Origin of the sequence: Planococcus sp. CP5-4_YE, from assembly GCF_019042655.1 — a bacterium.
In the GTDB taxonomy this organism is placed as follows: domain Bacteria; phylum Bacillota; class Bacilli; order Bacillales_A; family Planococcaceae; genus Planococcus.
On record NZ_JAHPZO010000002.1, the window covers coordinates 355,208 to 378,976 of the forward strand.

A 23,769-nucleotide genomic window follows, 5' to 3' on the forward strand; every position below is an offset into this window, starting at 1 on the left:
AAATCAGATCTGTTGCAGTTGTTTTCTTTCCATTATACAAGCCAACTTCATCCAGGAAAGGAAAATCTAACGCCTTTTCGCACTATGTCCTATAATCCGGACCGCGTCATCACCATGAAAGACGGCCGCTTGGCATAAAAAAGATACTGTCTTGGCCGTCCATTTTCCAAGCTTGTTGAGAAAGGCGAAAAGTCGTATTTTCCGAAGCTTATCGCTCGCTTTCCGCGGGCGGGAATCGAGCCTCCTCGTCACTTCGTTCCTGCGGGGTCTCTCAAACCCGCTTTTCCCGCAGGAGTCGAGCGAACGCTTCTCCAAATACTGAGATATTTCATTGATTCTGAATTGTAGATAAGATAATCAGCTTTTCGATTCATAGCAGACCATAGACTTCTTCATAATTCAAAAGAGACGGCCGCAGCCGTCTCTTTTGAATTATCGCTGTCTACTCCAATTCCTTCAATTGCTTCGTCAATTCCACAAAGCGCCAGTCGAGTTCAGCGTAGCCCTTGTCTTTCGGCTGCATAAAGCTCAGTTTGCCGAGCACGGCCTGACGCTCCGTCTCGAGTTTCAACCGAAGTTCACCGGTGCTGCCAAGCGCTTCTTTTGGCGGCGCTTCCCCGAGCTGCTTGCGGATTGTTCCGCCTTCAAACACCAGTTTGCCATCCGTCGCCTTGTCGAGTAAATAGCGGTCATGCGATACGACGAGAAGCGTGCCGCGATAGTCCGACAAGGTCGACTCCAATTGTTCGCGCGACGGCAAATCCAAATGATTGGTCGGCTCATCGAGCAATAAGGCGTCTTTATCCTCCAGGATGAATTTCATCAATTTGCATTTGACCCGCTCGCCCATGCTCATCTCACGAATCGGCTCCAGCCATTGCTCTTTACGGAAACCTAAGTGTTTCAATAGATTCTGCACACGCCCCCGCTCTTTGAACGTGAATTGCTCAAATAATTCGGCAGGCGTCCGGTCGAGCGGCAAATCAAAGACGTCTTGCGTCAAATAGCCGATAGAAGCGGAAGGCGATAGCCATAGCTCCCCTACGCTTACCGGCTCTTCACCCGCCAGCATTTTCAAAAACGTCGTCTTGCCGCTGCCGTTTGCGCCGACGACCGCGATTTTCTCCCCATGCTGGACCGTAAACGAGGCATTTTTAAATATTGGCATGTCGCTAAAAGATTTCCCGGCATCTTTCACTTCCAAAAAGCGTTTGCCCGCTTTCGGATTGGCGCGGAAAGCGAATTCCACTTCGTAGTCCGGCTCGACAGCGTCGACCGCCTCGTTCGCCAATTCCTTCTCCAGGCGCTTTTGCTTCGATTTCACTTGCGCGTCCATGCCCTTCGCTTTGACCCGGTAATATTCCTTATAGCCTTCCTGCTTAGTAGAGTTGGCATGTGCCGATTCAGACCACGAGGATAGTTGCTTCATCTGGCTTTCGATCCGGTCGATGCGTTTTTGTTGTGTGTCATAAGCGTGTTGCTGGCTTATCCGCTTACGTTCGCGAAATTCCATATAGTCGCTGTAATTGCCGTTATGGCTATAGACTTTGCCATTTTCAATCGACCAGATCTTCGTCGCGATGTGATCGAGGAAATAGCGGTCGTGCGAGACGATCGCGATGGCTCCCGGATAAGCGTTTAATTCGCGCAGCAAATATTCTGTGCCTTGTGCGTCCAGATGATTGGTCGGCTCATCCAATAACAAGAGATCCGCTGGCACTGCCAAGCCTTTCGCGAGCCGCGCTTTGAGTTTTTCGCCTCCGCTCAATTGGGCGAAATCACGAAGCGGGACTTGCCATCTGTTCAATAGCGCTTGTTCCGCTTTTGTCACGTCTTCAAAGCTGTAATCCGGCAGTTCCTGTTCGACTGCCCGCACGCTCATGTCCGGTGTGCCTTGAATTAACTGTCCACTGGCCGGTTCGATATCTCCAGCGAGCAGCCGCAAAAGCGTCGTTTTTCCGGCGCCGTTTTTCCCGATGATGCCAATGCGATCGCCGCTCATGATGTTCGCTGTCACGTTCTCAAATAGCGTTTGTTGTTCGATTTCCACGGATATGTTCAGTAATTTTATTAGTTCTGTCATGCAGAACCACCCCTTCTCGTTTTGGACAGGGAGAATTAAAAAAATCCTCCCAAATCTAAATTTGGAAGGATTAGCCAGTACATTTGGATGCGCCGAATAAACTACAACACCTTACGGATGAAATGGGCAGACTAATCCTATGTTTTTGCCTTCGAAAAATAACTATTTCAAATGACTAAAAATATAGGTTAGTTACGCATTGTCCACCCATCAACTCGTTTCATTTCAGAATTGAGTTGATTTTATCATGCAGGAACTTTACTTGCAACCGGGCCAGCCGGAATTACGCAACGCTTTGTTCGCGCTTTTTCTTGATGCTGACAAGTGCGCCGACTGCCACGATGGCCAGAAGAACGCCCCAGAAGATCAATTTCCATTCTGTCGAGTGGGCGAAATCGTACGGCAAGATGCCGACGCCTTCGTGCCCAAGCGTCAAGACCGTCAATTTCACGCCGACCCAGCCGACGATGACGAACGCTGTTGTTTCAAGCTGCGGGTAATTCGCCAAGAGTTTAACGAATTTATGCGCCGCGAAACGCATGATGACGAGTCCGACCAAACCACCGGTCAACATGACAGCGAACTGTCCGCCGTTGATGCCGCCGATTTCCATAGAGCCAAGATGCGGCAAAGTGATGGCAAGCGCAACCGCTGCGAGCATCGAGTCGACCGCGAACGCGATGTCCGCCAGTTCCACTTTCAATACCGTCATCCAGAAACCAGAACCTTTTGTCTTTTCAGGTTCGATGGTGTGTTCTTTGCCTTTTCGCTGATCGTAAATATGCTTAAACGCGATGAACAAGAGATACGCTGCACCGAGTGCCTGGATCTGCCAGACATCGACGAGCAATGTGATCATGAATAATGCCGCGAAACGGAACACGAACGCCCCGAGTAACCCGTAGAACAATGCTTTCTTCTGTTGCGCTTTCGGCAAGTGCTTGACCATGACCGCCATGACGACGGCATTGTCAGCAGCAAGCAAACCTTCAAGTGCCACTAAGACGAGCAGCACCCATAAATACTCTAATAAAATTGCTTCCAACTGAAAAACCTCCTTAAATTTGGCAACAAAAAAGACCTATGCCTATAGAAGGCAAAGGTCTTGCTAAGCAAAATGTTTTTGCTATCACAACCGATGGAACGGGTCCATGTAATGACGACTGTGAAATAGGTTTCCCCATAGCTACTCCCCTTTGACGTGATGTCAAGGTCTATTGAGTTGTTAAAAAAAGTATAACATATAAAAACAAAAAAGCTACTACATAATATCGCCAAATTCACCGCTGAATTTCCGAATAATTACACATGGAATTTCTACTATCTGCCAATATATATGGTATTATACTTCTTAATCATAAAAGGAGGGGAACCCATTGGGAAGGGATTAGCGCATTTTGATCTTGAAATAGAGCATTTTATTTGTTTAGCCAGCTTCGTGGCAGGCTGCCGCAAGTGTCAAGAGATCAAAGTTCACAAACTCATTGCCTGATTGGTTCCTCTCTTCGGCAAACGGCAGATTTCTGTTCTCGACTGGCAGAGTTCGAAAACCCTCAGCAGGCGTACCGGGATTTTTTTACGTCCCCCCGCCTGGCTGAATTACTTATGGAGGTGAATCCCTTTTCAGGGAATCTTACGTGGACATAATTACAATACTGAATTTAGCTTTGCTGGTACTATTGCTCGCTTTGACCGCCTTTTTCGTCGGTTCTGAATTCGCCGTCGTCAAAATCCGCATGTCGCGCCTTGATCAACTCGTTGCAGAAGGCAATAAAAAAGCCGTGCGCGCCAAAGAAGTGGCTAGCAACTTGGATTATTACCTATCTGCCTGCCAGCTCGGCATCACGGTCACGGCACTCGGCCTCGGGGCGCTCGGGAAACCGACCGTCGAACGGCTCATGTATCCGGTCTTCGACTTTTTCCAAGTGTCGGATTCGGTCGCATCCGCCGCTTCCTATGCGATTGCTTTCCTATTGGTGACGTATCTACACGTTGTGCTCGGGGAAATGGCACCGAAAACGCTCGCCATCGAATACGCAGAAAAGATGTCGCTGCTGTTGGCTCCCCCGCTGTATTGGTTCGGCCAAATCATGAAGCCTTTCATTTGGGCGCTTAATGGAGCCGCACGCCTGTTGTTGAGAGTTTTCGGAGTCCAGCCAGGGCATGAGCAGGCTTATTCGGAAGACGAGCTAAGAATCGTCATGGCACAAAGCTATGAAGGCGGCGCCATCAATCAAAACGAATTGTCTTATATGGAAAATGTCTTCACATTCGATGAACGTTCGGCAAAAGACATCATGGTACCGCGGACCGAGCTCGTGACGCTCGACCTCGACATGCCGTCTCAAGAAATCATCGATGTGCTTGATGAACATAACTACACGCGCTATCCGGTAACGGAAGACGGCGACAAGGACCAAATCATCGGTTTTGTCAGCGCCAAGAAAATGTTGCCGCAGATCGTTGCGGGGCGCGATTGGAAGTTGCATAATTTTGTTCGTGAAGTGCCGACTGTGTTCGAGATGACAGATTTGCAAGGTGCCTTGCTGCGCATGCAGAATGCCCGCGTCCACTTAGCGATCGTCGCGGATGAATACGGCGGGACCGCTGGCATGCTAACACTAGAAGACATCCTCGAAGAAATCGTCGGCGAAATTCGCGACGAATTCGATGAAGACGAAGAACCGGAAATCAAGAAAATCGCAGACCGCGAGTACGTATTGAGTGGACGTGTGCTATTGAAAGAACTCGAAGAGCGTTTTGGCGTAGACTTCGACAATAGCCAGGACATCGACACGATCGGCGGCTGGATCCATTATCGCACGACCGGACAAATCCAAATCGGCGAACAGTTGGCGTATAAAGATACTGAATGGACAGTCACCGATATGGACCATCAGCAGATCAAGCAAGTCCTGTTTACGCAAAATCCGAAAAAACCACAAGACCAAATCGACTAACTGGAGGTGAGCCCCCGATTCTGGGGGATCCGACTTGGATGGACAAATAACGATTAACTTATTGCTTGTAGCTTTAATGATTTTGGCGACCGCGTTTTTTGTCGGCGCTGAATTCGCCATTTTGAAAGTGCGGATGTCGCGAATCGACCAATTGATTTCGGAAGGCAATAAAAAAGCCGTCCGCGCCAAAGAAGTGGCAGATAAACTCGATTATTACCTCTCTGCTTGCCAACTAGGCATCACGATCACGGCATTGATACTCGGGGCACTCGGGGAACCGACCGTTGAACGCCTGTTGCATCCGCTGTTTGAGGAGTTCAATTTGTCCCCTGCCATCGCGACCATTTTATCCTATGCTATCGCCCTCAGCCTTGTGACCTTTTTGCATGTCGTCATCGGCGAACTGGCACCGAAAACTTTGGCGATCCAATACGCAGAACGCATGACTTTATTGCTTGCCCCGCCCCTGTACTGGTTCGGGAAAATCATGAGCCCATTCATCTGGCTATTGAACGGCTCAGCGCGCTTGTTTTTGCGTTTGTTCAAAGTGGAACCGAGCGGCCATACGGAAGCCCATTCCGAAGAGGAATTGAAATTGATCATGGCTGAAAGTTACCAAAGCGGCGAGATCAACCAGACCGAGCTGACGTATTTGAAAAATATTTTCGATTTTGATGAGCGCATCGTCAAGCACATCATGATCCCGAAAGAGAAAATCGTCTCGGTCGAGAGTTCTTTGACACAGGAACAACTTTTCAAGGTACTCGATGGCCATGAATATACACGCTACCCCGTGACGGAAGGTAGAGACCCGAACCGCCTGCTCGGCTTCATCAATACGAAAGAATTGCTGACAAGCATGGCAGCCGGCAGGACCCAGACGCCGGAATCTTTCCTGCATCCGATGCCGCGCTTCCCGGAAAATACGCCGATCCAAAAAGTGCTCGCCAGCATGCAGCAAAGCCGGACGCATATGGCGGTCATCACCGGAAAAGACGGACGCATCGCAGGCCTAGTGACAATGGAAGACATTCTCGAAGAAATCGTCGGCGAAATTAGCGACGAATCATTCGAAGCCGGCACTATTTAATTGATCTATAAGAAAGAAGTCTGTGATCTGCTACGAATGAAAAAAGAGATCACTTATTCTACACTCTAAAATCAATGTTCTATCCAAGTATTTGGAGAAGCGTTCGCTCGACTCCAGTGGATCAGCGAGACGACCGAGACCCCGCAAGCAGCGAAGCGGCTGAGGAGGCTTGGGCGCGAGCCCACGGAAAGCGAGCGATAAGCTTCGGAAAATATGACTTCTTACATTTCTCGACAACCTGGAAAGAAGAGCTGCCGCGGCAGCTCTTCTTTTTTCATTGCATATAATTGGTTTCCCGACATTTTTCGGCTAAACTGAAGCTAATTAACACTCACGCAACTTTCCGTTTTCGTTATGCTGCTTCAGGCTCGACTACCGTTGTCAGAAGGAGGCTTCCATTATGGGATGGGCACTTGGGGTATTGAGTGCATTGATTTTCGCCAACGCCTTGTTTGCGGCGTCTGAAATTGCGTTAATTTCATTGAACGACTACAAGATCAAGAAAATGGCCGAGTCAGGCAATAAAAAAGCCCAGCTGATCGATGCCATGCTGTCGCAGCCGAGCCAGTTCCTTGCGACGATCCAGATCGGCATTACACTCGCGGGCTTTTTGGCGAGCGCTTTCGCCGCGGACAGCTTTGCGGATGAATTGTCGCTTTATGTCCAAGGCACGGCACTTCCGGTATCCCCCGGTATCGTGCAAATCACTTCCCTGATTTTCATCACTTTGCTGCTGTCTTATTTCACGCTCGTCTTCGGGGAATTGGTGCCAAAACGGCTCGCCCTCCAAAAACCACAACCCATTGCAATGGCCATGATCTATCCGCTTCGTGCGATCGCCGTGCTCACCAGCCCATTCGTCACCATTCTCTCATGGTCAACAAACGGAGTAATTCGCCTGTTTGGCATCGACCCCCATCAACCCGTGCCGGAAGAAACCGAAGAAGAAATTCGCCTAATGCTCGAAGCCGGCAAGGAAAAAGGCACCATCGAAGACATGGAGCAATTCATCATTACGCGCGCATTTGAATTCAACGACAAAGCCATCGGAGACATCATGGTTCACCGGACAGACATCATCGCCATCTCTGTCGATGATTCGCTCGACGATATCGTGAGCCTCGCCACGCTGCACCCTTTCTCCAAATTTCCGGTCTATCAGGACAATAGAGACCAGATGATTGGCAGTATTCACCTTAAGGATCTATTTCGCTATCGGGAAAATCCACCGAAGCCAGTCTTCGATATCCGCCAAATTATGCGGGCGCCCCATTTTGTGTTTGAAAGGCGCAAAATTGATGAAGTGTTCCTGGAAATGCAGAAAAGCCATAACCATTTAGCCATCGTGCTCGATGAATACGGTGGTACGGCCGGCCTTATCACCTTGGAAGACTTGCTCGAAGAACTGGTCGGTGACATCCAGAGTGAAGATAAGCCTTCTACCTAACTCATGACTTAAGTCGTTTTATGCCTTTTTCGCATCAACAACCAGATAGCCGCAATACCGATCAAGACGAAAATCCCGATAGCCATGGCGATGTATAGCGGATCTTCATTTACATCCTGTGGGATCCATTTTTCCGCAAGCGGCCCCGCACTCATCAACGCCGCGACGATAATGGTAATCCAGGATTTCGTGTACAGCGCATAGGCGATAAACGCGACAAGGCAGACAGCAACAATCATATAATTCTGTTCAGCCGTTGCCGTGAAGTAAGCCGCTGTATTCTCTGGAATCATCCATAAATAAAATGCCACCCAGAAGCCGATGACCAAAGTTGAAACAGCCACCGCGATCACGCCGAGCTTTACCGGCTGATCGTGAAACTTCGGCAATACTTTGAAAATCAAGAAAATGAAATTTTTCCATAGAAAAAACCAGCCTGCATTCAGGCCGGCCTTGTGTTTTAATTCTCTAGTCGTTTCTGCAGGAAATATTGGCTGAAGCCTTTCGGATGATCTTCGAGCTTGCCGAAGACTTCGTAGCCGTTTCGCTTGTAAAAATCGGGGGCCTGGAAACTGAACGTATCGAGCGTAATCAACCGGCAGCCGTGTTCTTTCGCAGCTTGCTCCATCTTCTCAAGCAGCAGCTTCCCCTGTCCTTGCCCTCTCAAGCGTTCGTCCACCCACAAAAAGTCGACATGCAAATGCTGCCAGAACGCAGTAGCGGTAATGCCGCCCATGATTGTCCCGTCATCGTCTTTCAGCACAACATTCAGATGCTCCACCGGCGTCTTAACTTCGTCCGGCAAGTTTTTCATATTGTACGCAATCAATTTGTTTCGGATAAATTCACTATCTTGTCGATCTGATCCAGCTATCACTTTCATTGGCTTTCTCCCGCTCCTTCCTGTTGAATCAGTTCCACCCGATTGCCGAACGGATCGCGGAATTCAAAACGCGCAAATCCCGGAATTGGCACCGCCTCCAGAATCTCCACACCGTTTTCTTCCAGCCTCTCGCGCCAATAATGTATGTCTTCTACTTGATACGCGAGATGCGCTTTTGTCGCCAAACGGTCAAAGCCGTCTTCAGTCCCGACATGCACTTCCTGATGGCCGACTGAAAGCCAAAAGCCGCCGCGCCCTTTCAAGGCATCCGGCTTGTCGAGTTCCTGCAAGTCCAATAGCTCGCAATAAAACGCTTTTCCTTCTACTTCTGCCCCTTTTGGAATGGTGATTTGTGCGTGATGCAATCCGATGATCATATCGTCTCCCCCTGTTTCATTAATGGATATCGCGCTTCTTGAAATTGCCGCCTTTCACTTCAGCGACATCATACACCGCAACAAAAGCCTGCGGGTCGATTTCGTAAATGATTTCTTTCATCTTGCTATCTTCGAGGCGGTTGATGATGCACGTGATTTCCTTATAGTCTTCATTGGTGTACGCCCCTTTGACCAAATTATATGTAGCACTGCGCCCCAAGCGGTCGCGGATCGTCTCGACCATATTCTCGGGTTCACTCGTGATAATCTTATACGTTTTCGAACCGCTCAAGCCTTCCTCCACCATATGAATCACTTTGGAAGCAATGAAATAAGCGATTCCCGACAAGAACGCGCCCTGCAATCCGAAAACCGTCGACACGACGATAAAGACGAATAAGTTCAGGAATAAAATTAAATCACTTGTACCAAACGGCAATTTCCGCGACAGCAACACCGCGAGCATATCGATGCCGTCCAACGCACCGCCATTGCGCAGCGCAAGCCCCATGCCGAAACCGATGATGATACCCCCGACTACTGTCACCAGCAGTGAATCACCTTCGACAATCTGCGGGACATGGTGCATAATGGTCGTCCCGTATGCCAAAGCGGCAATGCCGATCACCGAATAGATGGCAAAGCTCTTGCCGATTTGCTTATACCCAAGATAAACGAAGGGAATATTCAGCAGGCCGATCAAAATTCCGAGCTGCATGCCCGTCAGCTGGGAACCGACAATGCTCAGTCCCGTCACACCGCCGTCCGATACGTTATTCGGAATCAATACGGCTTCCAATCCATATGCTGTAATGAACCCGCCAATGATAACCGCAAACGCCCGCAGCACTTTCTTAGCCCGCTTCCTTGCCTTTTTTTCTGTCATAGTCCCCACTCGATTTCCTCTTTTCCCGCTACACTCTTTGCTGTTCATGTTAATGATACACTTTCTTCCATTCGTGTTGAAACGATAACTCAATATTTTCCAGGCTTCAGAGTCCAGACTCTTCCACAATAAAATCCCGAATGGGGACGCTATTGTTCGCGCCCCCCATCCAGGATTCGGTGGAAAAGTTTATTCACTTGATCACTTGCGCAAAGGTTCCAGCGCATTCGCCCACGCAGTGACTTGATCGAGCATGGCATTGACCGATTTCTCATGGAATGCTGCCGGCTTGAATTCGCCCATTTTCACGAAATCCGTAAACAAGGACATGGCGGGGTGGACCCGGACCGTAGCCACTTGCAGTTCTGCCAGTATGATGCGCAAGGATTCCGCTGCCCGGACGCCGCCTGCCGATCCGTAGCTGACAATGCCTGCCGCCTTATTGTTCCATTCGATGTACAAATAATCGATGGCATTCTTCAACGCTGACGTAACGCCATGGTTATACTCCGGGCAAATGAATACATAACCGTCCAACTCCGCAATCTTTTTCGCCCATGGAATGGCTTCGGGCGTTTGATAATCCTGGCTGTACGCCGCAGAAACCGGCTCTGCATACATTGGTAAATTGTATTCAGCCAAATCTACGAGTTCATAATCAGCGTCGCCGCGCTGGTCGGCGATGCCTTTCACCCATTCCGCCACTTGCAAACTAGTGCGTCCGGGACGTGTACTGCCGGTAATGATGCCAATTTTCGTCATAACTCCGCCTCCTTTATGATAACCGCATGTATGCAGATCTCGATGCCCTTTCATCATAGGAGATAAATCATTTCTTTTCAATAAAAAGAACGAATATTCAAACTTATTATTGAAAATTTCATATTTCCCAGGAAATAAAAGAACCCCGCACGGATGCGAGGGTTCACTCATTGTTTATTCAACTGTTACAGATTTTGCCAAGTTACGCGGTTTGTCAACATCACAATCACGGTGAAGAGCAGCATAATAGCTGATCAACTGAAGCGGGATGACCGATACGAGTGGCGTCAACAATTCATGGACTTTCGGCAAGACGTGGCTGTCGCCTTCTTCGTTCAAGCCTTCCATGGAAATGATGCACGTATTGGCGCCGCGTGCCGCCACTTCTTTGACGTTGCCGCGGATGTTCAAGTTGACGGATTCCTGCGTCGCAAGCGCGATGACCGGCGTGCCTTCTTCGATCAATGCGATCGTGCCGTGCTTCAATTCTCCGCCAGCAAAGCCTTCTGCTTGGATATAAGAGATTTCTTTCAACTTCAATGCGCCTTCAAGGCCGACGAAATAATCCATCAAACGCCCGATGAAGAAGCAATTGCGTGTCGTCGAAAGGAAATCCGTTGCGATTTGTTCAAGCTCTTCTTTCATATCGACTTGTGCTTGCACAGCGTTCGCCACGATGCCCATTTCCTGGACCAAATCGAAACCGATATCACGGCCGCGTCGCTCTGCCGTTACTGCTGCCAAGATTGAAAGTACAGCCAACTGCGCTGTGTATGCTTTTGTGGATGCTACCGCAATTTCAGGGCCAGCATGCAACAATAGCGTATGGTCTGCTTCACGTGAAAGCGTAGAGCCCGCCACGTTTGTCACCGTCAGTGATGGATGGCCCAATTCTTTGATGCGCACCAATACTTGGCGGCTGTCCGCTGTTTCGCCGGACTGGGAAATGAAGATAAACAACGGGTTTTCAGAAAGAAGCGGCATATTGTAGCCGAATTCGCTCGCTACGTGCACTTCTACTGGGATGCCCGCCATTTTCTCCAAGTATTCCTTGCCGATCAAACCTGCATGGTAGCTTGTGCCTGCAGCAATGATGTACAGGCGGTCTGCAGATTCCAAAGCGTCCAAAATTTTCGAGTCGATCGTCAACTGATCGTTCTCGTCTTGGTAAGCTTGGATGATTTTGCGCATAACTGCTGGCTGCTCATCGATTTCTTTCAGCATATAGTGAGGGTACGTACCTTTATCGATATCGCTCATGTCGATTTCAGCTGTAAACGGATCGCGTGCCACTTCTTCGCCGTCGAGCGTCAAGATTTGCACGCTTTCTTTTTTGACGATGACAACTTCTTTGTCCATCAATTCAACGAACTGGTCCGTCACTTGCAGCATCGCCATGGCATCAGATGCGATGACATTGAAGTTTTCGCCAAGGCCGACAAGAAGCGGGCTCTTGTTTTTCGCTACGTAGATCGTCTGCTCTTCTTGTGCATCAAGCAATGCAATCGCGTAAGAGCCTTTCATCAATTTCAAAGCTTTGCTGAACGCTTCTTTTGTCGTCATGCCTTCTTCGACGAATTTGCCGATCAATTGCACGATGATTTCTGTGTCTGTATCAGACTCCATTTCCACGCCTTCCAAATGGTCGCGCTGGATATGGTGGTAGTTCTCGATAACGCCGTTATGAACGATCGTGAAGCGGTCTGATGTATTCTGATGCGGGTGAGCGTTAATTTTGCTTGGCTTGCCGTGTGTTGCCCAGCGTGTATGCCCGATTCCTGTGTTTCCTGTCACATCATCTTCCACGACTCCGCGCAGATCCGCAATGCGGCCTTTTTCCTTGAATACTTTGATGCCTTCGCCGTTGCGCACTGCAATCCCCGCTGAATCATATCCACGGTACTCCAGACGCTCCAAGCCTTTCAATAAAATCTCTTTTGAATCCTGTTCTCCAATATACCCGACAATTCCACACATAATTTATATTCCTCCAATTTTCTAAATGTCAAAATAAGCGTTCTCGAACGCTTATCGTGAACCCGTGCAAGCTGATTGTCCAATCGATCGCTCGACTGTTTTAAGCATGCACCTAACGACCGGGCTTCGCGGCCGGGAGGTATCCGCCGAAAACTCGATACTCCTCCTCCTCGTCTACTGAAGACTGACTGGTCCGTCCGAGTTCTTCAGTACAGGCGCTATAATTGGTTTCCTTCGCACTAACTTCTATCCCCCTTTTGCATCGGCATTAAACCGACCTCCCTATCATAACCGCTGTGCACAATTCCGTCAATGAACGCACAACTCTTCTTAGGACAATCTGCACAGTCATCTTCCAGCGGCTGGTTCATTGCTCCTCATGTTTTCTAACTATTTTCAGCTCCGAACAACTTCTAGCCTGCACAAAAAGCCACCAGGACAAGCATCCTTGCTTTACATTGCGCATTTATGCCGAAAATCCCGTAACCTATCTTTTTGAATTCTTTGGTAAACTTTTGACGGCGCTGCCCCTTGAAATGACGATAAATAGCCATAAAGGTTTCAGCTAATGAAACTCTTGTGGAGTGAGTCGGACATCGGACAAACGGGTAAGAAGAAGCTGTCATTGACCTTTTCATCGCGAAGCAGTCGCCTCCCGCTTTGGGCATGCCTCCCGCAATAAGCCAAGAAGAACACTTGTCTCATTGCTTCGGCTCGCCCTTGTGCGCGGTTCGGCTTTTAGATTTCAATGGGTGTTGTGTGCGAGAAAGTATCGCTGTTGATTGGATGCATCCGTTGGTGGAGACGCTTAGCTAGACTTGCTAGTGGTGAAGTTGCCAGAGCTATCCAATTTGGACTTACGAAGCAGAACAAAACTATTCACACTAAGTCCAGTGCCAAACTCATTTCATTTCCTCTCTAAAACTAGAGATGAAGCGGAAGGGAGGCGACTCCGGGAGGATCAGCGAGACAATTGAGACCCTGCAAGCGAATATGCGAAAGGTATTGAGCGTATTCGTTTGCGAAACTCGAACATCGTGAGAGTTGAGCAGGCAGGGTTTTGTGCAGCGATCGAAGCGGCTCAATGCGAGCCCTCCGGAAAGCGTCCTCCCTGGAGCGTAATCTCCATCTTTATGCACCTCTCTATTCTATACTTAGCTTCATATCACTTTGCCCACAAAAAAGGCCAGAGCATCCGCTCCGGCCTTTAGCTTAGTTATTTCATGCCCATTTCTTCGCGTACAACCGCCGCGATCCGCTCCACGTAATCTTCGCACGCTTCTGCAGACGGCGCTTCGACCATGACGCGCACCAATGGCTCAGTTCCGGAAGGGCGCACGAGCACACGGCCATCGCCGTCCATATCGCGTTCCACTTCCGCAATCTTCTCTGCCACAAGCGCATTATCCGTCACGCCGTGCTTGTCCGTTACGCGGATGTTGACGAGCTTCTGCGGGAAAATCGTCATTTCATTCGCTAGCTCAGACAATTTCTTGCCGGTGATCTTCATGATGTTCACTAGTTGAAGGCCTGATAGCAAGCCATCGCCTGTCGTATTGTAATCAAGGAAAATGATATGGCCTGACTGTTCTCCGCCCAAATTATATTCATTCTTTTTCATTTCTTCGACAACATAGCGGTCGCCTACAGCCGTCTTGACGCTCTTCATGCCATTTTCTTCAAGTGCTTTATAGAAGCCCATATTGCTCATGATCGTCGAAACGACCGTATCCTGCTTCAAGCGGCCTTCCGATTTCAAATGCTTCGCGCAAATGTACATGATCTGGTCGCCATCGACGATTGTTCCTTTTTCATCCACCGCAATTAAACGGTCTCCGTCGCCATCAAAAGCAAGTCCGACATCGGCGCCTTTCTCCAAGACCAGCTTCGCAAGTGCTTCAGGATGTGTCGATCCAACGCCTTCGTTAATGTTCAAACCGTTTGGCGATGCGCCCATCGAGCTAATGTCTGCATCCAAGTCCGCAAATACGTGCGTTGCCAGCGTCGATGTCGCACCATGTGCGCAGTCAAGCGCCACGTGGATGCCGTCGAACTCTTCGTCCACAGTCTGCTTTAAATACTGGATGTATTTTTGGCCGCCTTCGAAATATTCCGTGATGCTGCCAAGATCTCCGCCTGTTGGGCGCGGCAGATCGTCCGTTTCTGCATCAAGCAAGGCTTCAATTTCCGCTTCCTGGTCGTCCGACAATTTAAAGCCGTCCGAACCGAAGAATTTAATGCCATTATCTGCGACCGGGTTATGGGAAGCAGAAATCATGACTCCCGCTTCCGCGCTCATGACGCGTGTCAGATATGAAACACCTGGAGTGCTGATGACGCCGAGGCGCATAACTTCTGCACCGACTGACAATAATCCAGCCGCCAATGCGTTTTCCAGCATTTCCCCGGAAATTCGTGTATCCCGTCCTACCAGCACTTTCGGTTTTTCCTTTGAGCTTTTCGTTAAGACATAGCCGCCAAAACGCCCAAGCCTAAATGCCAGTTCCGGCGTCAATTCGCTATTGGCTACCCCTCGTACACCATCGGTCCCAAAATATTTTCCCATGCTTTTCGCTCCTTCAATCACTCTGTATTATGATTTGTTTATATTAACTTAAATTTACATTTTTAGCTATTTTATTCTTCTTCATTGCTTTCGGCAACTTCCGGATTTTCCAACTCTTCCGGTATGATTAATGATTCATCTACTGAAATAGCTGCTTCTACTTGCATCTCTCCTGGAGAAACCCCGGAGGCGCCCGATGGAATCGGCAATTCCACTGTCACTGTCGTATCAGATGCTGTGACGCTGTTCGCTTCCACTTCAATGACATATTCACCCATGGTATCCAGTACGCTCCGCGGACCGAAGACACGCACTTGCTTGCTTGATGGTGTCCATGAATTAATCGTAATGCCCGTCTGAGGATCGCCATTCGACTCGATGCGCACCGGCAATTCGCGGCTGTATTCTTCCACCGTGACGTCTACCGCTACGGATTCCGGCTCGATCGTGACATTATCGAGTTTCGTTAAGTCCTCTGCCAAAACGCGCACGCGGGCCTCCGCGGTAAAAGATTCCTTGATTTCCGGCTCCCCGGTCACTGTCGCTTTGACAAAGCTGATGGCGTTAATGACGCTTTGCGGACCGGTCACCGTTACGGTATCCGGTTCAACAGACAAACCATCCAACATAAAGCCTTCTGCCAGCAAGCGCTCGTTCATCTCCGCGTCGATGTCGAATTCCTGCGACACCCGCTCCTCGAGCACGACGTTAACAAATGCTGGATCCACGCGTGCGCTCAATTGCTCCGATAAGTTTTCTGTCTGGATCGGCACTTGATGCTCCCCTAAAGGCAAATTGCGCAAATCGATGAATAAGGTATAATCATCGAGCTGGCGCGTCGTTTGAATGATACTCGCCGGGCCGCTCAAATACAAATCGACCGTATCCGGCACGCCGCTGACCATCAAACTCTCATCGTAATACACCTGCAGTTCCACATCTTCAATCATTTCCGACACTCTACCGGTTTCGGTCGTGGTCGTCGTATTTTCCGTCTGGACGGAAAAGAAGAGCAGAAAGGCCAGGAATAATGCCATAATCCGGAGAAACCACGGATTGTCCATCATCTTATCCATTCTTTTTCCCCCTCCAATTCCACCAGGACGTCGACGCCTGCTGCTGTTCAGCACCGAACCAAATGCGGCGAAGCTTCACTTCAAAATCCTCGAGCGACAAATTGCGGTGCAAATCGCCGTTCGCCGTCAAACTGATTGCGCCGGTCTCTTCCGATACCACAATGGTGATTGCATCCGTCACTTCACTGATGCCGAGCGCTGCACGGTGGCGCGTCCCCAGCTCTTTCGAAATGAACGGGCTCTCAGACAGCGGCAAGTAGCAGGCTGCCGCAGCAATGCGGTTCTTTTGGACAATGACCGCTCCGTCATGCAGCGGCGTATTCGGAATGAATAAATTGATCATTAATTCGGAAGTGATGTCCGAATTCATCGGAATGCCCGTCTCTATGTATTCGCTGAGCCCGGTTTCACGCTCGATTGAAATGAGTGCCCCGATGCGGCGCTTCGCCATATAGCTGACCGATTTGCTCATCGCTTCAATCAAGCGGTTGCGCTCGGATTCTTCATTAAGCGTACTGCTTGAGAACAATTTTCCGCGTCCGAGCTGTTCGAGTGCCCGCCTCAGTTCCGGCTGGAAGATAATGATGATGGCAAGAAAACCCCATTCGAGCACTTGCTGCATGATCCAACCGAGCGTCTCCAGGTTGAGCGCCTGGGTCACAAGACGCGCGATGATAATAAAGAAGATTCCTTTTAATAATTGGACAGCCTTCGTTCCCTTGATGACAGTAATAAGTTTGTAAATAACGAACCAGACCAACAGGATGTCGATAAGATTTCCGATCATCTGAAGCGGTGTCTGGTCAGTGAAGTTTTCCAAAAAAGGCATCTGCAACCCTCGCTTTTCTCCATGTACATATAGTTTCAGTATATCATATCCCGCGACATCTGCCCCCATACAAAAAGCCCATCCACAGAATGGATGGGCTTTACTCGTCTATTGATTGGTCATTGCCGCCAAAAAAGCTGACGGCATCCTGGAATGTCCCTTTAATCGTATACCAGAGCCATTCGAATACTTGGTCGATTTCCTCGATTTCGCCGTTAATGACGCCACTCGATGCCATATACTGGCCGTTGACGATCGTCACGTCGCCTTCAAGTTCCCCATCAACCCGTAAATCCCCATTGCGGATCGTTATATCCCCGACAACGGTTTGTCCGGCTGGAACTACGACCGTTTCGCCTTCCACCACCAGATTCTCCTGTTTGGTAAAGGCAAATTGCTGGTCGTCGCTGAAGCTCGACATCATCGCTGCACTCATCAACAAGACGAACAGTGCTGCCGCGATCATCAGCGGATGATGGCGCATAAAGCGTTTCACTCCGACGCGCTGGGATTCTTTCGGCAAACCAGCCATCGTCTTTTGCACGAAATCCGGCGGTGCCTGGACGTGCGAAGCGCTTTGGACATACGCAATGGTCTTGGTCAGTTCTTGATATATTTTTCTGCAGTCGCTGCAGTTCTGCAAGGAATCTTTCAGTTCTTTCTCTTCTGATGGGCTGATTTCCCCGTCTAGGTAATCGTCCATCATGCGAATGACTTTTTCCGGACACGCATTCATCATGCTCGCCTCCTACAAATTGCTCAATTGCTTGCGAAGTGCTTCGCGCCCGCGGTGTATCCGCGTTTTCACCGTGCCAAGCGGCAAATCCAGGATTTCGCTGATTTCAGCCAGCGGCAATTCCTCGATATATTTTAACACAATCGCTGCCCGGTACTTATCCGGCAAGCGGCTTATTTCGTACTGCACCCGCTCCTGAACTTCCATCCGCATCAACTCTTCTTCCGGAAGCTCTTCGTCATTGGCAATCTTCGAATACATATTCAAGCCTTCCGTGCCTCTTACTTCCGCATCCAAGTGATAATCCGGCTTTTTCTTGCGGATTCGGTCGATGCACAGATTGGTGGCGATGCGGTAAAGCCACGTAGAAAATTTACGGTTCTGGTCGAAGGTGTGTATGTTCACATAGGCCCGCGTAAATGCTTCCTGTGCAATATCTTCCGCTTCATGCCGGTTGCCGAGCATACGGTAGCAAATCTGGAACAACTGATGTTGATACAGCTCCACGATTTCGGCAAATGCGTCTTGGTCGCCCTTCATGACTCGTTTTATTCGTTTATTCACTAACGCATCCATGATCTCATTTCCCTCCGCCATGCGGCTGTCTTTTATATACGGTCCAGTTCTGAAAAGGTTTCATTTTTTTCTCTTCTTCTATCCTATCAAACCATCCCCAGAAAAAACCAGCCAATTTCCAGTTCTTTGAATGAATTCATCAGTTTATTATTTCACTGATAAGAATCGTGCAATGTGTTACCCGACAGTCCTACACCCTTCTCCCTAATCCCTTATACATGCTGCGCAATAAAAAAAGCCGCCCGGAAATTCCGGACAGCCCCTTCATTCTTATACCAATTTTTCGCCAAGCAATGAACCGATCAACGCGACCGCCACATCAGCTGTGCGGTTCTTTTCATCGAGAATCGGGTTGACTTCAACAAATTCTGCAGAGGTGATTAACCCTGCATCGAACAGCATTTCCATCGCCAAATGGCTTTCGCGGTAGCTGATGCCGCCTGGCACCGGCGTACCGACGCCCGGCGTATACATCGGATCGATGCCATCGAGGTCAAGCGACAAATGGACGCCGTCCGTTTGTCGCTCTTCACGCAAATAGCGAATCGACTCCTGCATGACATGATCCATGCCCATTTTATCGATTTCGTGCATGCTGAACACTTTGATGCCATGCTCTTTAATCAATTCGCGCTCACCTGGGTCAACAGAACGAGCCCCGATGATGACGATGTTTTCCGGCTTCACTTTTGGCGAATAGCCGCGGATGTCCGTCAATTTCTCATGGCCATGGCCGAAGCTTGCCGCTAGCGGCATACCATGGATATTGCCCGACGGCGACGTTTCGCTCGTGTTCATATCTGCATGCGCATCGTACCAGATAACACCCAAATTCTCGTAATGCTCCGAAATGCCGGCAAGCGTGCCGATCGCAATACTATGGTCGCCGCCCAATACTAATGGGAAGTTTCCAGCTTTAGCTACACCTGAAACAGTTTCTCCAAGCGCTTCGGTTGCTTCGGTAATCACGTCCATATTGCGCAAATTCGTGTTTTCGTCCACTTTGCCATCTGCTTTGCGGATTTGGATATCGCCTTCGTCATTTACCGAATGTCCGAGATTTTCGATACGGTCCACAACGCCTGCGTAACGGATCGCGCTTGGCCCCATATCGACGCCACGGCGCATTTGCCCGTGGTCCATTGGTACACCTATAATAGAAACATTTAATTTATTCATTATTTTATACCCCCTCAGTAAGATACATTCATTGTACCCTCTGAGCTTCTCTTGGCTCAACCTAACATTATTCCGAATATTTATTCATTTTCTCTTCCAGTGATTTTTTCACTTCCAGCCATTCCCGGTCAATGATGGAATAGACAACGGCGTCCCTGGGTTCCCCCGTCGAGCGGATTCGTTCGTTGCGTAAATGCCCTTCCTTCACCGCTCCTATCCGTTCGATCGATTTTTGGGAACGGATATTTTCAGCATCGGTTTTGAACTGGACGCGAATCATCTCCCGCTCTTCGAAGCAATAGCCCAGCAGCGCATGTTTGACGGCCGTATTGACATGTGTGCGCTGTGCTTTTTCACTATAGAAAGTGGCCCCGATTTCACAGCTTTTGTTCGTTTCATCAATCGAATAAATGCGTGTCGTGCCGATAATCTCGCCGCTTTCCGGAAGCTCCACGGCAAACACCAGAACATTGGATTGGTTCATTCCAGCCGATAACCACGCCTCTAAATCTTCAAAATGCTCCACCTTAGTCAGCATGTATTCGAAGATGTCCGGTGTATAAAGCGCCCATAATGCTTTAAAATCCTCACGTTTCAGCAAACGTAGCCGAATATTGCGCTGTTCAATATACATATCCATCCCCTCCTTATTTGCAGTATACCAGTGCATCCGCTACATCCGCTATTTTCTATAAGACTGTCGTCTCTTCAATTCACCTGAAATAAACTGATTGCACGCGGCTCAAGAACTCTTTTTCCAGTTCTCCCATATTGCGGGAGAGGAAATACGTCGCGACACTGGGCAATGGGAATAAGTCAAAGCGAGCTTCCATCAAACGCCCCTCGATCAATTCGCGGCGCACCATCGACTTCGGCAAAAACGACACACCGAGCCCTTCCTGGATAAACCGTTTTGCAATATGGGCCTGCGTCACTTTCATGGTCCGGATGCCCGGCAGCTGCACGCGCAATTTCACCAGTAAATCTTCCCAAAAAACGGGATGATGATGCGTGAAAATGAAATTCTGCTGCAACACCTCTGCTGCTGAAACCACCGGTCCTCGCTCATCATCATAAGCATCCCTCGGCACAATGAGCAATAAAGGATCTTCATAAACCACTTCATGAAACATCATTCGTTTTGCCGGCCGCAAAGCGGAAATGCCAGCAGACACTTCCCCGCTTTCCACCAGGTCTTCAATCGCCTCCGACTCTTCCACCCGGATAACCAGCTCAAGATCTGGGTGCGCTTTCGTAAATGAGTTTAGAATATAGGGCAGCACCGTCTCAGCCATCAACGGGGAAATCGCGATGGTCCATTTTCGCCGGTAGCCCTGGGCAAACGATTGAAGCTCGTCCACCGTCGAATCGAATTGTTCTACCAATATTTCTGCCTGCTGTTTAAAATGCCGCCCCTCCTCGGTTAGCACCACACGATTCTTGATACGGTCAAACAAGCGAATCCCCAAATACTCTTCCAATTGCCGAATATGCACCGTCACACTCGGCTGCGATAACATCAAGCGTTCGGAAGTCTTGCGGAAATTCAAGGTTTCCGCCGCATCCGCAAAGGTCCTTAACCATTGCATCTCCATTTCCATTCCCTCTTTCAATTAGGTTTTTTAATTATTTCAATTATAAATCTTTAATTTTCATAATTAAAGCTTCAACTTATACTTGAAAAAAAGGAGGAATTTCCATGTTTCAAAAAGGCCTTAAAGGCATTGTCGCCGTTCAAACTGCCATTGCATCTGTCGAAGGGGATAAGGGTGAACTCCGTTACCGCGGAACATTGATCAATGAAGTGATTAATCAAAAGAGCTTCGAACAGACCGCCTACTTCCTATGGCATGGCCATCATGCTTCAAGAGAAGAACTCTCAAGCCTCACTGAACAATTAACATCCTATCGTCAATTGCCGGATTATCTTATGGCCATTGCGCAAGTTTTGCCCAAAGAGACTTCATTAATGGATGGCATGAGGACACTCGTTTCAGCTTATCAGCATGCCGAATTCAAAGAATTGGAGATCCAACAACAAGCCATTGCCCTGACTGCTGCCCTTCCAGTGATGACCGCGCTTCTATACCGGCAAAGTACCGGCCAGGAATTCGTCCCGCCAAGAAACGACCTGAGCCACACTGCAAACTATTTGTGGATGATTAAAGGACAAGTACCGACACATGCACAAACTGAAGCCTTGGAAACGTACTTGAACTTAACGATGGAACATGGCATGAATGCATCCACTTTCGCTGGCCGCGTTACCATTTCCACCGAATCGGACTTAAGCGCTGCCATCGTTTCCGCACTCGGCACCATGAAAGGCCCTTTGCATGGAGGCGCCCCGTCCGGTGTGCTTGAATTGCTTGATGAAATCCAGTCTCCCGAAAGGATCAATCCAGTCATTGAACAAAAACTGGTGCAAGGCGAGAAAATCATGGGCTTCGGCCATCGAGTGTATCGAACAGAAGATCCGCGCGCCATCCTGCTGCGTGAAAAATGCCAGCAGCTGCAACAACAAGACCCATGGCTAAACCTTGCAGTCTTAGCAGAAAAAGAAATCACTCATTTGCTAAATGAACGAAAGCCAGGACGGGCTCTTTATACGAATGTAGAATTCTATGCAGCAGCGATTATGCGGTCTATCCAAATGCCACCCGAGCTATTCACCCCAACCTTCAGCGTTGCACGGGTCGTCGGTTGGACTGCCCATGCGATAGAGCAACAGCAAGATAACGTGATTTTCCGGCCGCAATCCGAATATATTGGAAGCTAAAAAAACCCCGTATCCAATTGAATGGATACGGGGTTTTTACACATGGATTGCACATGGAACAATGGAGCCTAGGGGGCTCGAACCCCTGACCTCGACGCTGCCAGCGTCGCGCTCTCCCAGCTGAGCTAAGGCCCCGCGCGAAAATGCGCAAAGATAAATGAGCCATGAAGGATTCGAACCTTCGACCCTCTGATTAAAAGTCAGATGCTCTACCAACTGAGCTAATGGCTCAAAATAAAAAATGGCTGGGGTACCTGGATTCGAACCAGGGCATGACGGGATCAAAACCCGTTGCCTTACCGCTTGGCTATACCCCAAAGCAATAAAAACTGGTGGTGGGGGGCAGATTCGAACTGCCGAACCCGAAGGAGCGGATTTACAGTCCGCCGCGTTTAGCCACTTCGCTACCCCACCGTTATACGATTAATATCGAAAATGGACACATGGTGGAGGATGACGGGATCGAACCGCCGACCCTCTGCTTGTAAGGCAGATGCTCTCCCAGCTGAGCTAATCCTCCATGAATGGTGACCCCTACGGGATTCGAACCCGTGTTACCGCCGTGAAAGGGCGGTGTCTTAACCGCTTGACCAAGGGGCCTTACAAAAAAATTATAAAGAAAACAGTTTCCGATGTAAAGAAACTTTAAAGAATCAAAAGCTTCCAACCGGGTTCGAACCGGTGACCTCTTCCTTACCATGGAAGCACTCTACCTGCTGAGCTATGGAAGCAAGGTAAAAGGAAATCTCGGTACAAAGTAAAAAAAGATGATTGCCCAGCGACGTCCTACTCTCACAGGGGGAAACCCCCAACTACCATCGGCGCAAAAGAGCTTAACTTCCGTGTTCGGGATGGGAACGGGTGTGGCCTCTTTGCCATCATCACTGGACTCTTGAGCTTGTTCGCTCAAAACTGGATAAATCGACATTGTGGGAAACTCACGTTTCAGTTATTGGTTAAGTCCTCGATCGATTAGTATTCGTCAGCTGCACGTGTCGCCACGCTTCCACCCCGAACCTATCTACCTCATCGTCTTTGAGGGATCTTACTTGCTTGCGCAATGGGAAATCTCATCTTGAGGGGGGCTTCGTGCTTAGATGCTTTCAGCACTTATCCCGGCCACACATAGCTACCCAGCGATGCTCTTGGCAGAACAACTGGTACACCAGCGGTGTGTCCATCCCGGTCCTCTCGTACTAAGGACAGCTCCTCTCAAATTTCCTGCGCCCGCGACAGGACGGAAAGACCCCGTGGAGCTTTACTGTAGCCTGATATTGAATTTTGGTGCAACTTGTACAGGATAGGTAGGAGCCAGAGAACCCGGAGCGCCAGCTTCGGGGGAGGCGTCGGTGGGATACTACCCTGGTTGTATTGAACTTCTAACCCACAAGCCTTAGCGGCTTGGGAGACAGTGTCAGGCGGGCAGTTTGACTTTCTCTTTCTCCTCCTCTTTCTTCACTTTCTCTCTCAAAGGTTCCCTCAGAATGATTGGAAATCATTCGCAGAGTGTAAAGGCACAAGGGAGCTTGACTACTTGACGGACAGGTCGAGCAGGGTCGAAAG

The 23,769-nt window shown here is 49.1% G+C and carries 20 protein-coding genes, 7 tRNA genes, 1 rRNA gene and 1 other annotated feature; of the genes, 4 read left to right on the plus strand and 24 right to left on the minus strand.

Annotation, left to right across the window (positions count from 1 at the left end):
• Window positions 1–442 precede the first annotated feature (442 nt).
• Both abc-f and KTG14_RS04280 read right to left on the minus strand, forming a co-directional pair.
• Window positions 443–2,083, minus strand: a complete 1,641-nt coding sequence (gene abc-f, locus KTG14_RS04275; RefSeq protein WP_216969651.1) for a ribosomal protection-like ABC-F family protein — start codon at window positions 2,081–2,083, stop codon at window positions 443–445.
• Window positions 2,084–2,366: 283 nt separating this feature from the next.
• The gene (locus tag KTG14_RS04280) at window positions 2,367–3,128 is read right to left on the minus strand and encodes a TerC family protein (protein ID WP_216969653.1); all 762 of its coding nucleotides are present in this window, start codon (window positions 3,126–3,128) and stop codon (window positions 2,367–2,369) included.
• A gap of 592 nt (window positions 3,129–3,720) precedes the next feature.
• Between KTG14_RS04280 and KTG14_RS04285 the strand changes: the two genes are divergently transcribed.
• The 3 genes from KTG14_RS04285 (at window position 3,721) to KTG14_RS04295 (ending at window position 7,580) form a co-directional block, all read left to right on the plus strand.
• Entirely contained in the window at window positions 3,721–5,043 is a 1,323-nt protein-coding gene (locus tag KTG14_RS04285; RefSeq protein ID WP_216969656.1) for a hemolysin family protein, read from the plus strand.
• Between the two features lie 34 nt (window positions 5,044–5,077).
• Entirely contained in the window at window positions 5,078–6,133 is a 1,056-nt protein-coding gene (locus KTG14_RS04290) for a hemolysin family protein (RefSeq protein ID WP_216969658.1), read from the plus strand.
• A 400-nt stretch (window positions 6,134–6,533) separates the two neighbouring features.
• Complete coding sequence (locus KTG14_RS04295; RefSeq protein ID WP_254177966.1) at window positions 6,534–7,580, plus strand: hemolysin family protein; 1,047 nt, start codon at window positions 6,534–6,536, stop codon at window positions 7,578–7,580.
• An 8-nt stretch (window positions 7,581–7,588) separates the two neighbouring features.
• Here the strand turns inward: KTG14_RS04295 and KTG14_RS04300 are convergent, their stop codons facing one another.
• From KTG14_RS04300 to KTG14_RS04365, 14 genes are all read right to left on the minus strand, one after another.
• Window positions 7,589–7,984, minus strand: coding sequence for a hypothetical protein (locus KTG14_RS04300; protein ID WP_216969660.1), 396 nt, complete (start codon window positions 7,982–7,984; stop codon window positions 7,589–7,591).
• 56 nt (window positions 7,985–8,040) lie between these two features.
• Window positions 8,041–8,463 carry a GNAT family N-acetyltransferase gene (locus tag KTG14_RS04305; protein WP_216969661.1) on the minus strand — a complete coding sequence of 141 codons (423 nt, stop codon included), beginning with the start codon at window positions 8,461–8,463 and terminating at the stop codon, window positions 8,041–8,043.
• Window positions 8,460–8,840, minus strand: a complete 381-nt coding sequence (locus tag KTG14_RS04310; protein ID WP_216969666.1) for a VOC family protein — start codon at window positions 8,838–8,840, stop codon at window positions 8,460–8,462. Before KTG14_RS04310 ends, KTG14_RS04305 begins: the two co-directional genes overlap by 4 nt.
• A 19-nt stretch (window positions 8,841–8,859) precedes the next feature.
• Window positions 8,860–9,726, minus strand: coding sequence for a YitT family protein (locus KTG14_RS04315; protein WP_254177998.1), 867 nt, complete (start codon window positions 9,724–9,726; stop codon window positions 8,860–8,862).
• A gap of 201 nt (window positions 9,727–9,927) precedes the next feature.
• Window positions 9,928–10,488: an NADPH-dependent FMN reductase gene (locus KTG14_RS04320; RefSeq protein ID WP_216969670.1), complete on the minus strand. Its 561-nt coding sequence runs from the start codon at window positions 10,486–10,488 to the stop codon at window positions 9,928–9,930.
• A 174-nt stretch (window positions 10,489–10,662) separates the two neighbouring features.
• Window positions 10,663–12,465, minus strand: coding sequence for a glutamine--fructose-6-phosphate transaminase (isomerizing) (glmS, locus tag KTG14_RS04325; protein ID WP_216969671.1), 1,803 nt, complete (start codon window positions 12,463–12,465; stop codon window positions 10,663–10,665).
• A 1,216-nt stretch (window positions 12,466–13,681) separates the two neighbouring features.
• On the minus strand, window positions 13,682–15,031 hold the full coding sequence (gene glmM, locus KTG14_RS04330) for a phosphoglucosamine mutase (RefSeq protein WP_216969672.1): 1,350 nt from the start codon (window positions 15,029–15,031) through the stop codon (window positions 13,682–13,684).
• Window positions 15,032–15,102: 71 nt separating this feature from the next.
• The gene (locus KTG14_RS04335; RefSeq protein WP_216969673.1) at window positions 15,103–16,107 is read right to left on the minus strand and encodes a CdaR family protein; all 1,005 of its coding nucleotides are present in this window, start codon (window positions 16,105–16,107) and stop codon (window positions 15,103–15,105) included.
• Window positions 16,100–16,936, minus strand: coding sequence for a diadenylate cyclase CdaA (gene cdaA / locus KTG14_RS04340; protein WP_211652871.1), 837 nt, complete (start codon window positions 16,934–16,936; stop codon window positions 16,100–16,102). The genes KTG14_RS04335 and cdaA overlap by 8 nt, the downstream gene beginning before the upstream one ends.
• Window positions 16,937–17,036: 100 nt before the next feature.
• Window positions 17,037–17,672 carry a zf-HC2 domain-containing protein gene (locus KTG14_RS04345; RefSeq protein WP_216969720.1) on the minus strand — a complete coding sequence of 212 codons (636 nt, stop codon included), beginning with the start codon at window positions 17,670–17,672 and terminating at the stop codon, window positions 17,037–17,039.
• Window positions 17,673–17,684: 12 nt separating this feature from the next.
• The gene (sigW, locus tag KTG14_RS04350; protein ID WP_216969675.1) at window positions 17,685–18,248 is read right to left on the minus strand and encodes an RNA polymerase sigma factor SigW; all 564 of its coding nucleotides are present in this window, start codon (window positions 18,246–18,248) and stop codon (window positions 17,685–17,687) included.
• A gap of 270 nt (window positions 18,249–18,518) precedes the next feature.
• A complete protein-coding gene (rocF, locus tag KTG14_RS04355; protein WP_216969677.1) occupies window positions 18,519–19,427 on the minus strand; it encodes an arginase in 909 nt (302 codons plus the stop codon).
• A 67-nt stretch (window positions 19,428–19,494) separates the two neighbouring features.
• Entirely contained in the window at window positions 19,495–20,061 is a 567-nt protein-coding gene (locus KTG14_RS04360; RefSeq protein ID WP_254177967.1) for a GNAT family N-acetyltransferase, read from the minus strand.
• 79 nt (window positions 20,062–20,140) lie between these two features.
• On the minus strand, window positions 20,141–21,022 hold the full coding sequence (locus KTG14_RS04365; RefSeq protein ID WP_216969681.1) for a LysR family transcriptional regulator: 882 nt from the start codon (window positions 21,020–21,022) through the stop codon (window positions 20,141–20,143).
• A gap of 104 nt (window positions 21,023–21,126) precedes the next feature.
• On the opposite strand from KTG14_RS04365, the gene KTG14_RS04370 reads away from it, so the two are divergent.
• A complete protein-coding gene (locus tag KTG14_RS04370) occupies window positions 21,127–22,206 on the plus strand; it encodes a citrate synthase/methylcitrate synthase (protein WP_216969682.1) in 1,080 nt (359 codons plus the stop codon).
• Between the two features lie 62 nt (window positions 22,207–22,268).
• Here the strand turns inward: KTG14_RS04370 and KTG14_RS04375 are convergent.
• From KTG14_RS04375 to rrf, 8 genes are all read right to left on the minus strand, one after another.
• Window positions 22,269–22,341, minus strand: a tRNA-Ala gene (locus KTG14_RS04375).
• A 23-nt stretch (window positions 22,342–22,364) separates the two neighbouring features.
• Window positions 22,365–22,437: transfer RNA gene (locus tag KTG14_RS04380), tRNA-Lys, on the minus strand.
• A gap of 11 nt (window positions 22,438–22,448) precedes the next feature.
• Window positions 22,449–22,523, minus strand: a tRNA-Gln gene (locus KTG14_RS04385).
• Between the two features lie 13 nt (window positions 22,524–22,536).
• Window positions 22,537–22,620: transfer RNA gene (locus KTG14_RS04390), tRNA-Tyr, on the minus strand.
• 30 nt (window positions 22,621–22,650) lie between these two features.
• Window positions 22,651–22,726, minus strand: a tRNA-Val gene (locus KTG14_RS04395).
• A gap of 5 nt (window positions 22,727–22,731) precedes the next feature.
• Window positions 22,732–22,806 (minus strand) — tRNA-Glu (locus tag KTG14_RS04400).
• A 58-nt stretch (window positions 22,807–22,864) separates the two neighbouring features.
• A tRNA-Thr gene (locus KTG14_RS04405) sits at window positions 22,865–22,937 on the minus strand.
• A 42-nt stretch (window positions 22,938–22,979) separates the two neighbouring features.
• Window positions 22,980–23,095 (minus strand): 5S ribosomal RNA (gene rrf, locus KTG14_RS04410).
• 75 nt (window positions 23,096–23,170) lie between these two features.
• Window positions 23,171–23,769: a sequence feature (most likely nonfunctional fraction of RNA operon), on the minus strand.